This window comes from Nonomuraea maheshkhaliensis, from assembly GCF_039529435.1.
Taxonomy (GTDB): domain Bacteria; phylum Actinomycetota; class Actinomycetes; order Streptosporangiales; family Streptosporangiaceae; genus Nonomuraea; species Nonomuraea maheshkhaliensis.
On the sequence record NZ_BAAAMU010000054.1, the window covers coordinates 15,636 to 28,133 of the forward strand.

The following is a 12,498-nucleotide window of genomic DNA, read 5'->3' on the forward strand; positions in this document are numbered from 1 at the left end:
TGATCGCGCCTGGTGCGAAGGAGGCAGAGCGGTGACACGACTGGCCACACCGGAAGACATGCGCGCCTACGGCGCCCGCCTGGCCGCCAGGCTGCGCCCGGGAGACCTGCTCGTCCTGTCCGGCCCGCTCGGCGCCGGCAAGACCACGCTCGTGCAGGGCATCGCCGAAGGGCTGAAAGTACGCGGCCCGATCACCTCGCCCACCTTCGTGATCGCCAGGGTGCATCCCTCGCTGCGCCAGGGCCCGCCACTCGTCCACGTGGACGCCTACCGGCTCGGCGGTGACCTGGAGGTCGACGATCTCGACCTGGACGCCTCGCTGGAAGACTCGGTCACCGTCGTCGAGTGGGGCGAGGGCCTGGTCGAAGGGCTGGCCGAAGACCGGCTGGAGATCCACATCGACCGCGAGGCGGGCGACGAGGCGGGCGACGAGGCCCGCATCGTGACCCTGCGCGGCGTGGGCTCCCGGTGGAGCGACACGCCGTCTGATCCGCCAGAAGAGTAAAACGACGGTCAAAGCCCGGTATGGCTGGCACCCTTGACGTACCGGGCCGATGATTTAAATCATGATCGTTGGTCAGGGATTCGCCCAGAATTTCTGGGTATCAGGAGGGGCGACATCCACAATTTTGGTGGATGCTGGGTTGTAAGACGGCAAAGTGGGGTGCGGCCGGTGCTCAGGGTCAGGCGTGTCGCGTACGCGGGAGCCATCGTCGTGGTCGGTCTGACCGGCTGCACGGCCTCGGCCGATTCCGATCCAACAGCCACACCGAGCGCCACGCCCAGCGGCACGGCCACCACCACCGTCTCACCCACGACCACCGCGACCGCCACCCCGCGCACGACCACCACCAGGCCGACCATCAACGTCCAGCTCAACCCCGACCGCGTCACCGCCGGCGAGACGTCCAGGGTGTGGATCCTGGCCAACTGCCCGGTCCCGACCGGTGGCCCCGCCCACACCGGCACGGCCACCTCCAGGGCGTTCGTCAACGGCGTCACGCTCAACCCGGTCCCGGCGGCCTCGGCCAGCCCCACCCCGACCGGCACGACCGCCGGCTCCCCGTGGGTGCGCGGCGAGGCGCAGGTCTCGGGAACGATCCGGCGCGGCAGCTACCGCGTGGACGTCAAGTGCGACGGCACCAACGACATCGGCAGGGCCACGCTCAGGGTGGCCGCGGCCGAGTCCGAGCCCGAGCCGACCCGTACGGTGCCCACCAGGGCGCCACGGGCCGGCGGCGGCGGCACGTACGCCCAGGACGCCTCGGAAGAGTCCTCCATCCCGCTCGGCCCGGCCGGCGCGCTGATCGCCCTGGCCCTGGCCGGAGGCATCGGCTTCGCGGTCAAGCGGCGCAACCGGGCCTGACCCATGGCCCGAGCAGGACGGGTGGTGCTCGCGGGCGCCGTCACGGGCCTGGTGCTGGTCATGTTCGGCAAGAACATGGAGACCGGCACGACCAAGCCCGCCGCCGCCGTCGTACCCAAGAGCATCGACATCCCCTCGATCGAGGTGGAGGCCCAGCTGATGAAGCTCGGCCTGCAGAAGAACGGCGAGGTCGAGCTGCCGCCGTACGAGAAGCCGAAGGTGGCCGGCTGGTACACCGGCAGCGCGGTGCCCGGCGAGAAGGGCCCCTCGGTGATCATCGGCCACGTCGACACCAAGACCGCCCCCGCCGTCTTCTACAAGCTCAGGCAGTTACGCAAGGGCCAGACCGTCAAGGTCGAACGCAGCGACGGCAAGGTCGTGTCGTACAAGGTGGACTCGATCGAGCAGGTGCACAAGGACAGCTTCCCCAGCGATCGGGTCTACCTGGAGGACGGGCTGAAGCTGGTCACCTGCGGCGGCAAGTTCGACTACGCCACGGGCGAATATCTCGACAACATCATCGTGTACGCCTCCCAGGTCTGAGCGCCGGACAGGCGTGAAACCGCGTACCGGCCAGGCACGGCCCCGGCGGCGGGTAGGCTAAACAGTCGTGCTGGTCCTGGCCTTTGATACCGCAACCCCCGCCGTCACCGCCGCGCTCCACGACGGGGAGCGCGTGCTCGCCGAGTCGACCACGATCGACGCCCGGCGCCACGGCGAGTTGCTCGTGCCCACCATCGAGTCCGTGCTGAGCGAGGCGGGCGCGCGGCTGCGCGAGGTGAGCGCCGTCGTGGCCGGCAGCGGGCCGGGCCCCTACACCGGGCTCCGGGTGGGGCTGATGACCGCCCAGGGCCTGTCGACCACGCTGGGCGTGCCCGCGTACGGGATCTGCACGCTCGACGCCGTCGCCTACGCCTCCGGGCTCGGTGAGCCCTTCCTGGTGGCCACCGACGCGCGGCGCAAAGAGGTGTTCTGGGCGCGTTACACCGACTGCCGCACCCGCGCCGAGGGCCCCCTCGTCGACCGGCCCGCCGACGTGCCCGTCCAGGGCCTGCCGGTCGTCGGCGCGGGCGCCGGGCTCTAGCTCGACCGGCTCGGCGACGGCGGCGACGCGCCGCCCTACCCCTACGCGGGCGCCCTGGCCGCCCTGGCCGCGCTCCGGCTCGGCGAGGGCGTGCCGCTCGACCCCCCGCGACCGATCTACCTGCGCAGACCCGACGCCGTCGTGCCTGGCGCGCCCAAGAAGGTGACGGCGTGAAACTCAGGCCGATGACCGAGGCCGACCTCCCGGCCGTGATGGCGATCGAACGCGCCACGTTCCCGCTCGACGCCTGGAGCGAGGGCATGATGCGCGGCGAGCTGGCCGACATGCCCCGCACCCGCCACTACGTGGTGGTCACCGTGGACGACGAGATCGTGGCCTACGCGGGCCTGGCCGCCGCGGCCGACCAGGCCGACGTGCAGACCATCGCCGTGCTGGAGAAACACCAGGGCATCGGTCTCGGCAGCGCGATGCTGACCGAGCTGCTGGCCGAGGCGACCCGCCGTGGCGCGCGCGAGATCTTCCTGGAAGTACGCGCCGACAATCCCCACGCGCAGGCGGTCTACCGGCATTTCGGGTTCGAGGAGATCGGCACCCGCCGCCGCTACTACGACGACGGCACCGACGCGATCATGATGAGAAGGAAGCTTGGTGACTGACACACCCCTGGTCCTGGGCATCGAGACGTCCTGCGACGAGACCGGCATCGGCATCGTGCGCGGCCACACGCTCCTGGCCAACACGATCGCCTCCAGCATGGACGAGCACGCCAGGTTCGGCGGGGTGGTGCCTGAGGTCGCCTCGCGCGCCCACCTGGAGGCCATGACGCCCACGGTGGAGGCCGCGCTGGCCGAGGCCGGGCTGAAGTTCTCCGACATCGACGCCATCGCCGTGACGGCCGGGCCCGGTCTCGCCGGGGCGCTGCTGGTCGGCGTGGCCGCGGCCAAGTCCTACGCGCTCGGCCTCGGCGTGCCCCTCTACGGCGTCAACCACCTGGCCGCCCACGTCGCGGTCGACCAGCTGGAGCACGGGCCGCTGCCCAAGCCGTGCATCGCCATGCTCGTCTCCGGCGGTCACTCGTCGCTGCTGCTCGTGCCCGACGTCGCCGACGACGTGATCTCGCTCGGCTCCACCGTGGACGACGCGGCCGGCGAGGCGTTCGACAAGGTCGCGCGGGTGCTGGGGCTGCCCTTCCCCGGCGGCCCGCACATCGACAGGGCCGCCCGCGACGGGTCGGGGGCGGCCATCGCGTTCCCGCGCGGCAAGATCGACGACGGCACGCTCGACTTCTCCTTCTCCGGGCTCAAGACGGCCGTCGCCCGGTGGGTCGAGGCCCGCGAGGCGTCCGGGCAGTCCGTGCACGTGCCTGACGTGGCCGCCTCGTTCCAGGAGGCCGTAGTCGACGTGCTGACCCGTAAGGCGTTGCAGGCGTGCCGGAAATATGACGTGCACGATCTGCTGATCGGGGGCGGGGTGGCGGCCAACTCGCGGCTGCGGGCGCTGGCCCAGGAGCGGTGCGAGGCGGCCGGCGTGCGGCTGCGGGTGCCCCGTCCCGGGCTGTGCACCGACAACGGCGCCATGGTCGCGGCGCTCGGGTCCGACCTGGTGGCGGCCGGGGTCACGCCGTCGACGCTGGAGATCCCGGCCGACTCGTCGCTGCCGATCACGACCGTGCACGTCTGACCCGACCGCCCGCCGCCCCCGCCGGCGCGGTGAGGGCGGAACGGGAGCGGGCCGCGCGGTCCTTGGGCTGAGCAGCCCCTGGGGCGCTCAGTCCTTGGGGCGGGTCGGGCGGAGGAGAGCCTCGGCCAGGGCCAGCATGGTCTCCTCCAGCGCGCCCAGCCGCTTGTTGAGGTCTTCGGTCGCGGGGTTGACGATGCCGGACACCGTGCCGGCCAGCTCGTCGTGGTCGGGGCGGGACCGTACCAGCTCGGTGAGCGTCTCGGTCGCGGCGGCGAGACGTTCGGCCTGCTCGCCCGAGTGAGTCTGGATCAGCTCGCCGACCTGCTCGGGGATGGCCAGCGTGGCGGGGAGCTGGGTCATGCGCTGGTTGACGGCCTCGATGCGGTCGTCGACCGACTCCAGGTGCGCGCCCGCCTGCTCGGCGCGGGTGGCCAGGCCGTTGAGGTGGGTGTCGAGGCCGTTGAAGCGGGTGTCGAGCCCGCCGAAGTGACCGTCGACGGCGTCGAAGCGGCTGCTCATGTGTTCCTCGGCCTCGCCGAGCCGCTCGTCGATGGCGTCGATCTGGTTGTCGAGCTTGTTGAAGCGGCCCTCGTTGCGGGTGGCGGTCTCGCTGACGTGCTGGTCGGTGGTGGCCATGCGCTCGTCGAGCGAGGCGAAGCGGGCGTCCACGCGTACGTCGAGCGCGTCGAAGCGGTCGTCGTGGCGGCCCAGGTGGCCGTCCAGGGTGCCCAGCCGCTTGTCCACGGCGCCGAGCCGGCCGTCCATGGACAGCAGCCGCTGGTCGACCCCGCCGATCCGGCCGTCGAGGCCGTCGAGCCTGGTGTCGATGTCGGCCAGGCCCTCGTCCGCCGACTCCAGCCGGCTGTCGAACCCGGTGAGCCGGGAGTCGAGCCCCTGCAGCCTGCCCTCGGCCCGGTCGAGGCGGGCGTCCACGCCGCTGAGGCGGGCCGTCAGGCGCTGCTCGCTCTCGCCGAGCTGCACCGCGAGGTGCTGGTCGGTCTCGTCGAGCCTGGTCGTCAGGCGCTGCTCGACGCCGGTCAGGCGGCCGGTGAGCTGCTCGTCGGCCTCCTTGAGCCGGCTGACCAGGCGTTCGTCGGCCTCCAGGAGCGCCGTGGCCAGGCGCTGGTCGGTCTCGTCGAGCCGGACCGCGAGGCGCTGGTCGGTCTGCTCCAGCCGGGTCGTGAGCCGCTGGTCGGCCTCGTCGAGCCGGGCGCTGACGCGCTGCTCGCTTGCCTCGACCTGACCGGTCAGCTGGTCGGTGGTGCTCCGCAATTGCTCGCTGACGTTTTCCGACAGGTCGCTCATCGCGACCTCGACCCGGTCGGTACGGGTGGTCAGATCGGACATCGACTTGTCGAGCCGGGTGAAGCGGCTGGCAGCGGCCTCCATGCTGGAGTTGAGGGTGGCCAGCTTGGCGGAGAAGTCGGACATGCCCTTGGTGATGCCGTCGGTGGTGTCGAGCACCGACTGCAGCTTGCCGAGGGCTTCGTCCACGCTCTCGCCCACGGTGCCGAGGTCGGCCCACAGGCTGGGCAACTCGGAGACGGGGGCCATCCTGGCGTCCACGTCGCCGACCCTCGCGTCCACCTCGCCCACCCTGGCGCCCACGGCGTCCACGTGGTCGCGTACGGCCTCGACGTGCTGCGCCAGGCCCTCCGCCCACATCGGCGGCTTGGCGGAGATCTCGTCCAGCCGCCCGCTCACCGACTCCAGCGTGCCGCTGAGCCCGCCCAGCTCGCGCTCGCGCACCTCGCGCAGCAGCCACTCCATGCCTTCGAGCCGCTGGCGGATCTCGTCGAGCACGGCGCCCTGCGTGCGCTGCTCGTAGACGTGGTCCTGGGCGGCACGCGCGAGCAGGTCGCGCATCCTCTTGGGTACGGCGTCATGCGCGCCCGTCTGAAGCAGGGTGGTGTGGTTGGAATGGTCCACCGAAAGCTCCTTCGCTCGCCGACGGTCTGCCGCGCAGCGGTGGGGTTGGTCCGGTTCATCTGAAAGAGCGAGAACGCGGGTGACCGCATTAAGGGGGAGAACTCCCGCCCGCCAACCTTAGCCTTTCGATCATGGTCCGTCAGGGCCGAAGTGAAAGATCGCTGTTAACGCGCGGATGACCGAGTTTGGGGGTTCAGGCAGGTGAGAGGGGTTTGCAGAGAAGAACCGATGGTTTGTCGAGAATGCGGGTCAAGATGACGACGGCCGAGTTTCCGCCTTTGAGGCGCAGGTCGGCGCGGAGGCGTTCGATGTCGACCGCGGAGCCCCGCTTTTTGATGGTGACATTGCCGATTTGTCGCTCGCGGAGTAGCGCACGGAGTTTTTTCAGAGAGAACGGGAGAATGTCCTCTATTTCGTATCGGGTGGCCCACGGGGTGTCCACCGGGTCGTCCGCGGTGATGTAGGCGATCAGCGGGTCGAGCAGCCTGCCGCCGACCAGCTCGGCCACCTCGGCGACGAGATGGGCGCGGACGGCGGCGCCGTCCGGCTCGTACACGTACCGGCCGGCGGGGCCGACCGGGGCGGGCGTCGCGGTGGCGCCGGCGGCCGTGAGGGAGTGGCCGCCGGGCAGCAGCGTGGCGCGCCGGCCGGCGGCCCGGCCGGTCCAGCGTCCGCCCCGCCCCCCGCCCTGGCCGGTCCAGATCGTGGCCTCCTTGACCTCCCCCTTGTACGAGACCCACTCCGTCTGCGCGCCCTCGGGGATGAACTCGTACGGGATGCCGGGCGCGACCTTGACGCAGGCCAGGCCCGCGCGGGAGATCAGGTCGAGCACCACGGGCCAGGGCGGGGAGTAGGCCATGGGGTCGAAGGTCCTGCCCCTGCCGGTCCGCCTGGCCGGATCGGCGAACAGCACGTCGTACTCCTCCGGCCTGATCCGCGCCGCGTCGCCCGCGCGTACCGTCACCCGGTCGTCCACGCCGAGCGCGCGGGCGTTGGCCGCGGCCACGGCGACGGTCAGCGGGTCGGTGTCGACGGCGGTCACGGCGCAGCCGGCGCGGGCCAGCGCGAGCAGGTCGCCGCCGATGCCGCAACAGGCGTCCACGACGTGGAGCGCCTTCCCGGCCGCCGGTTCGGTCGGTGGTGCGGCCGCCGATTCAGCCTCCGGGCCGGTCGGCGCTTCGCATGTGCGTCGGGTCATCGTTTGCAGGCGGCGGGCGCGGTGTTCGGCGACCTCCGCCCTGGTGGACTGCTCCAGGCCGTGCGGCGTGAAATACATCACCGCCGCGTCCTCGCCGAACTTGGCCTTCGCCCGTTCCCTGAGCCCCGCCTGGGTGAGCGCGGCGGAGGTGAGGGCGGCGTCGTACGTCCTGCGCAGCGTGGTGGCGGCGGCGACCGGGTCGGCGCCGGCGAGCTCACCGGCCCGCGCCAGGGCCTCCTGGCCGCGCGGGGTCAGCAGCTCGGTGAAGGCGTCGAGGTCCACGTCGTCCGACGTTAGCGCCACGGCGTACCCGGATCGTCCCGCAGACGGGGTGAGATGGGAGTATTTGTCCACGTAGCAGCATTACGAGGCCCGGGCTTTGACGCCTGATCGCTCAGAGCAGACGCGTTCGTGTTGACTGTCAAGCCCCTCTTGCATATGTTTCGTGTTGGCACTCTCCCCTTGAGAGTGCCAACGTGCGACGAGGCAGGTCTGACACCCGCGACGGCAGGCCCCGCTGGTCGCCTCTTCTGATCATTCAAATCTGAAGGGGAGGTCCGATCGTGACGACCGCCACCAAGGTTCCCGTTAAGCCGCTCGGCGACCGCATTGTGGTTCAGCCGCTTGAGGCCGAGCAGACCACCGCTTCCGGCCTGGTCATCCCTGACACCGCCAAGGAGAAGCCGCAGGAGGGCAAGGTCCTCGCGGTGGGCCCGGGCAACTGGGACGAGGACGGCGACAAGCGGATTCCGCTCGACGTCTCCGAGGGCGACATCGTCCTCTACAGCAAGTACGGCGGCACCGAGGTCAAGTACGGCGGCGAGGAGTACCTCGTGCTCTCCGCCCGCGATGTTCTCGCGATCATCGAGAAGTAGCCGGATGTGTCGAGCCCCGGGCGCTCTTGAGGGCGGCCGGGGCTTTCGACGCTAGGAGAGGACTTTCAGTTATGGCGAAGATCCTGGAGTTCGACGAGGACGCCCGCCGCGCGCTTGAGCGCGGTGTCAACGCCCTCGCGGACGCCGTGAAGGTAACCCTCGGCCCGCGTGGCCGCAACGTCGTCATCGACAAGAAGTTCGGTGCGCCGACGATCACGAACGACGGTGTGACCATCGCTCGTGAGATCGAGCTGGAGGAGCGCTACGAGAACCTCGGCGCCCAGCTCGCCAAGGAAGTGGCCACCAAGACCAACGACATCGCGGGCGACGGCACCACCACCGCGACCGTCCTGGCCCAGGCCATGGTCCGCGAGGGCCTGCGCAACGTGGCCGCCGGCGCCTCGCCGCTGTCGCTCAAGCGCGGCATCGACAAGGCCGCCAAGGAGATCAGCGACAAGCTGCTCGCCAGCGCCCGCGAGGTCGGCGACAAGAAGGAGATCGCCAACGTCGCGACGATCTCCGCGCAGGACGCCAAGATCGGCGAGCTGATCGCCGAGGCGTTCGACAAGGTGGGCAAGGACGGTGTCCTCACCGTCGAAGAGTCCAACGCCATGGGCATGGAGCTCGAGTTCACCGAGGGCATGCAGTTCGACAAGGGCTACCTGTCGGCCTACATGGTGACCGACCCCGAGCGGATGGAAGCCGTCCTCGAAGACGCCTACATCCTGCTCACCCAGGGCAAGATCGCCTCCATCGCGGACTTCCTGCCGCTGCTGGAGAAGATCGCCCAGACCAAGAAGCCGCTGCTCGTGGTCGCCGAGGACGTCGAGGGCGAGGCCCTGGCCGTCCTGGTCACCAACAAGATCCGCGGCACCTTCACCTCCGTGGCCGTCAAGGCCCCGGGCTTCGGTGACCGCCGCAAGGCGATGCTGCAGGACATGGCCATCCTCACCGGCGGCCAGGTCGTCAGCGAGGAGGTCGGCCTCAAGCTGGAGCACGTCGGTCTCGAGGTGCTCGGCACGGCCCGCCGCGTCGTCGTCACCAAGGACGCCACGACCATCGTCGACGGCGCCGGTGACGCGCAGGCCATCGAGGACCGCGTCAAGGAGATCAAGATTGCCATCGAGCAGTCCGACTCCGACTGGGACCGCGAGAAGCTGCAGGAGCGCCTGGCCAAGCTCGCCGGCGGTGTGTGCGTGCTGCGCGTCGGCGCCGCCACCGAGGTGGAGCTGAAGGAGAAGAAGCACCGCCTCGAGGACGCGATCTCCGCGACCCGCGCCGCGATCGAGGAGGGCATCGTCTCCGGCGGTGGCTCCGCGCTCATCCACGTCTCCAAGGAGCTCGACGACCTCGGCCTGACGGGCGACGAGGCCACCGGTGTCGGCGTCGTGCGCCGCGCCCTGGTGGAGCCCGCCCGCTGGATCGCCGAGAACGCCGGTCTCGAGGGTTACGTGGTGACGCACAAGGTGGCGGAGCTGAAGGCCGGCGAGGGCTTCAACGCCGCCACCGGCGAATACGGCAACCTGCTCGACCAGGGTGTCATCGACCCGGTCAAGGTCACGCGCTCGGCCGTGCAGAACGCGGCGTCGATCGCGGGCATGCTGCTCACCACCGAGGTGCTCGTGGTGGACAAGCCCGAGGAGGAGGCCCCGGCCGCCGGCCAGGGCCACGGTCACGGCCACGGCCACTGACCTCACGTCCGACCGTTTCACGGCCCGCACCCGTCCGGGGGTGCGGGCCGTGAACGTTCGCGGGGGTTGCCCGTGCGGGGGTGCGGGCTGTGGCGCGGTTCTGGGGCGTGTCCGTCCGGCGGGTACGGGCCGTGACACGGTTTCCGAGCCGCCCGGCGGCGTGGGAGCAGGACGTACGCTGGGCGCTGACTCGACGCGGGGAGGGTGTGGGCGCGGATGCGGTACCAGCGGGCTGTGGAGCGGTTGCGGATGCTCGCGCAGGCCTGCGAGCAGACCCGGCGCGTGCCGGCGGACGAGCCGTTCCTACGGGAGGCGTACGTCTTCGGCGACCTGCTTGAGGGCGCCGACCCCATCGAGGCGATCGAGGTCGCCTTCGTCCTGAACCTGCCGCCCGAGGAGGTGTCGTGGGGCTCCCACCCGCCCGGCACGGCCTGGCTGGTGGACTTCCTGCGCCTGGACAAGGGCGGGATCGCGTACTGGTGGCGTTCCCATCGTGATCCGGTGGCCAATCATCTCATTCGTGAGCCCGTGCGGTTCTGGTCGCCGGCCGGGATCGAGCCCGGGGTCTTGGAGGCGCTGGCTGAGCGCCGCTTCGAGTCGGCCCGCGAGCAGACGGCCGCCGTCCGCCGCCCACCGGCCCAGGTGGAGGCCGAGCTGAAGACGGCCCTGGACCACCTGAGATCGGTCCATGCGGCGTACTGGGACCGTCGATGGCGCCGCGAACACCGGGGGCTGGGCCGCTATCCGGAGCATCACCTGTGGGAGGCGGTGCAGGGCTATCTGGAACTCCTCGACGAGCATGCCGGACGCGCCGACCACGGCGAACGCGACGAGCACGCCGAGCATGGCGAACGTGACGAGCGCGATGGGTCCGACGGACGCTACGAGCGTGACGGGTCCGGCGGGTCCGACAAGCGCGACGAAGGCTAGGAACGCCACGAGGCCGACGACCCGCGACGTGGCCGGCGTGGATCGCAATTGGGGGTGGTGGCGCAGGCCGCGTCCGGGGTGATGGGCGTGGGTGGCGGTGGTGGAGGGGTGTTTGCGGGCTGCGGGGTTGGTGAGCGATGCCCCGATGGTGACCGCGGTGTCGGGTGTGCGTGGGCTGCGACAACGGTGAGCAGGGTGAGCAGGGCCTGGCTGGCACGGGTGACGGCTGGGTGGCGGTCTGCCATGCCATCGCCCGGAGCCCGGAGCCCGGAGCCCGGCTCGGCCCACGGCCGTCAGCAGTACTTCTGAGCGCGGCCGTTCAGCGCCCCGTAGCCCATGGCCTGCAGATCCCGCAGACTCGCACACCAGCAGTGCCGCAGCCCGACGCCCTCGCAACCTGGCCTCGGCCCGGCCCATGTCACGTCCACGGCCGCCGGCACCTCCCTGGCCCGGCAGTCCGGTGTTCCAGCAGCCCGATGTCCCCGCAGTTCAGCACTCTTGCTCCCTGCGGTTCAGCCCCGTAGGTCGGCAGGTCGGAGTTGAGCTGCCTGGCGTCCCACACACCCGCCCGAATCGCCCCGCACTCCCGGTGCCTCCCTTCCCCGGAGACGGAGTCGCCCGTTCCCCGTTGCTGTGGAGGCGGTGGCGTTCGCTGGAGTGCGAGGGTGCCGACCGTGGTGGGTGGGTGGGAGTGTGGCGGAGCCGGGTGGGAGGAGTCGGGTGGGGCGGTGGCCGGGCAGGGAGCCGGGGCGGTTGGGGGGGTTGATGGTGGGGTGGATTTGCGGAAGGGTCCGATGTTTGTGGGGGTGGGTGGGTTCGGGGGGTCGCGTTGAGTGAGGGACTTTCGCGGACTGGAGCGGCAGGATGGGGGGAATTGGGGGAAAAGGTGGAAAGTTGGAGTAAACCGAGCACGGGCGATAAGCGTCGGCGGCATGACAAATGTCGTGCATTCCGGGTTATCGGATGAAATATTATGTCAGTATTAAGGCTTAGTGTGGTCAGTTGATTACTGACAGTTATCGTCGCTTCAATGTGACCAATCCGTAGCCGTTCGCTATGACGACAGGCCGGATCAGTGCGGGCATCATGCCTATCGTGAGCGAGGGAAGCGTCGCCGACGCCAAAATTGGGGTAAGGCTCGCGTCGAGACTTCCGGCACGGACGGATGACTCCGACCTTAGGGAACTGACGAGCCTCGCCGTGCAGGGGGATCGCAGTGCGATCGAATCTCTGCTCGGTGAGTTGCGTCCGATGGTGGTGCGGTATTGCCGCGCCAGGCTGGGCCGGGTTTCAGGGCAATATCACATTGCCGATGACGTGGCCCAGGAGGTGTGCATCGCGGTGTTGTCCGCGCTGCCGCGATACCGCGACATGGGGCGGCCATTCGCGTCGTTCGTGTTCGGGATCGCCTCGCACAAGGTGGCCGACGCGCTGCGGAGTTCGGTGCGCTCGGCGGTGCCGACCCAGGATCTGCCCGACGGGCCCGACGACGGGCCTGGACCTGAGGAGACGGTGGTCCGCTACATCGAGGTGGAGCACGCCAGGCGGTTACTGGCCAGGCTTCCCGACAATCAGCGCGAGTTGCTGCTGCTGCGGGTGGTGTCGGGGTTGTCGGCCGAGGAGACCGGTAATGTACTCGGTATGTCACCGGGTGCGGTCCGCGTCGCCCAGCATCGGGCGCTGGCCAGGTTGAGGCAGATGGCCGAGCTGGAGTCGGCTTGACGCCTGAGGACGAGACCGACGCGCTGCTCGACGCGCTCGGTCGTGGACAGACGCCTGACTCA

At 70.3% G+C, this 12,498-nt stretch carries 11 protein-coding genes and 1 pseudogene; 10 read left to right on the forward strand and 2 right to left on the reverse strand.

What is annotated here, in order from left to right; all coding sequences use genetic code 11:
* Window positions 1–31 precede the first annotated feature (31 nt).
* The 6 genes and pseudogenes from tsaE to tsaD all read left to right on the forward strand — a co-directional run bounded on the left by tsaE (window position 32) and on the right by tsaD (window position 4,091).
* The gene (gene tsaE, locus ABFX54_RS30880) at window positions 32–505 is read left to right on the forward strand and encodes a tRNA (adenosine(37)-N6)-threonylcarbamoyltransferase complex ATPase subunit type 1 TsaE (protein ID WP_346110086.1); all 474 of its coding nucleotides are present in this window, start codon (window positions 32–34) and stop codon (window positions 503–505) included.
* A 168-nt stretch (window positions 506–673) separates the two neighbouring features.
* Complete coding sequence (locus tag ABFX54_RS30885; protein WP_346110087.1) at window positions 674–1,366, forward strand: hypothetical protein; 693 nt, start codon at window positions 674–676, stop codon at window positions 1,364–1,366.
* A gap of 3 nt (window positions 1,367–1,369) precedes the next feature.
* Window positions 1,370–1,909 carry a class F sortase gene (locus ABFX54_RS30890; RefSeq protein WP_346110088.1) on the forward strand — a complete coding sequence of 180 codons (540 nt, stop codon included), beginning with the start codon at window positions 1,370–1,372 and terminating at the stop codon, window positions 1,907–1,909.
* A gap of 67 nt (window positions 1,910–1,976) precedes the next feature.
* Window positions 1,977–2,624: pseudogene (tsaB, locus tag ABFX54_RS30895) on the forward strand (tRNA (adenosine(37)-N6)-threonylcarbamoyltransferase complex dimerization subunit type 1 TsaB).
* Window positions 2,625–2,635: 11 nt separating this feature from the next.
* On the forward strand, window positions 2,636–3,067 hold the full coding sequence (gene rimI / locus ABFX54_RS30900; RefSeq protein WP_346110131.1) for a ribosomal protein S18-alanine N-acetyltransferase: 432 nt from the start codon (window positions 2,636–2,638) through the stop codon (window positions 3,065–3,067).
* Complete coding sequence (gene tsaD, locus ABFX54_RS30905) at window positions 3,060–4,091, forward strand: tRNA (adenosine(37)-N6)-threonylcarbamoyltransferase complex transferase subunit TsaD (RefSeq protein WP_346110089.1); 1,032 nt, start codon at window positions 3,060–3,062, stop codon at window positions 4,089–4,091. The genes rimI and tsaD overlap by 8 nt, the downstream gene beginning before the upstream one ends.
* A gap of 87 nt (window positions 4,092–4,178) precedes the next feature.
* On the opposite strand, the gene ABFX54_RS30910 is transcribed toward tsaD, so the two are convergent.
* Complete coding sequence (locus ABFX54_RS30910; RefSeq protein WP_346110090.1) at window positions 4,179–6,020, reverse strand: hypothetical protein; 1,842 nt, start codon at window positions 6,018–6,020, stop codon at window positions 4,179–4,181.
* Window positions 6,021–6,213: 193 nt separating this feature from the next.
* On the reverse strand, window positions 6,214–7,500 hold the full coding sequence (locus ABFX54_RS30915; protein ID WP_428834593.1) for a class I SAM-dependent methyltransferase: 1,287 nt from the start codon (window positions 7,498–7,500) through the stop codon (window positions 6,214–6,216).
* 281 nt (window positions 7,501–7,781) lie between these two features.
* On the opposite strand from ABFX54_RS30915, the gene groES reads away from it, so the two are divergent.
* From groES to ABFX54_RS30935, 4 genes are all read left to right on the forward strand, one after another.
* Window positions 7,782–8,093 (forward strand): co-chaperone GroES, encoded by a 312-nt coding sequence (gene groES / locus ABFX54_RS30920; RefSeq protein ID WP_043623565.1) that lies wholly within the window; start codon window positions 7,782–7,784, stop codon window positions 8,091–8,093.
* Between the two features lie 71 nt (window positions 8,094–8,164).
* Entirely contained in the window at window positions 8,165–9,784 is a 1,620-nt protein-coding gene (gene groL / locus ABFX54_RS30925; protein WP_346110092.1) for a chaperonin GroEL, read from the forward strand.
* Window positions 9,785–10,000: 216 nt separating this feature from the next.
* Window positions 10,001–10,714 carry a DUF7711 family protein gene (locus ABFX54_RS30930; RefSeq protein ID WP_346110093.1) on the forward strand — a complete coding sequence of 238 codons (714 nt, stop codon included), beginning with the start codon at window positions 10,001–10,003 and terminating at the stop codon, window positions 10,712–10,714.
* Between the two features lie 1,086 nt (window positions 10,715–11,800).
* Complete coding sequence (locus tag ABFX54_RS30935; RefSeq protein ID WP_090930520.1) at window positions 11,801–12,436, forward strand: sigma-70 family RNA polymerase sigma factor; 636 nt, start codon at window positions 11,801–11,803, stop codon at window positions 12,434–12,436.
* Window positions 12,437–12,498 lie beyond the last annotated feature (62 nt).

Bases quoted from the DNA above. Each gene is read 5' to 3' on its own strand.
- ABFX54_RS30890 (WP_346110088.1), top strand. From the start codon at position 1,370: ATGGCCCGAGCAGGACGGGTGGTGCTCGCGGGCGCCGTCACGGGCCTG.
- rimI (WP_346110131.1), top strand. From the start codon at position 2,636: ATGACCGAGGCCGACCTCCCGGCCGTGATGGCGATCGAACGCGCCACG.
- groL (WP_346110092.1), top strand. From the start codon at position 8,165: ATGGCGAAGATCCTGGAGTTCGACGAGGACGCCCGCCGCGCGCTTGAG.
- ABFX54_RS30930 (WP_346110093.1), top strand. From the start codon at position 10,001: ATGCGGTACCAGCGGGCTGTGGAGCGGTTGCGGATGCTCGCGCAGGCC.
- ABFX54_RS30935 (WP_090930520.1), top strand. From the start codon at position 11,801: ATGCCTATCGTGAGCGAGGGAAGCGTCGCCGACGCCAAAATTGGGGTA.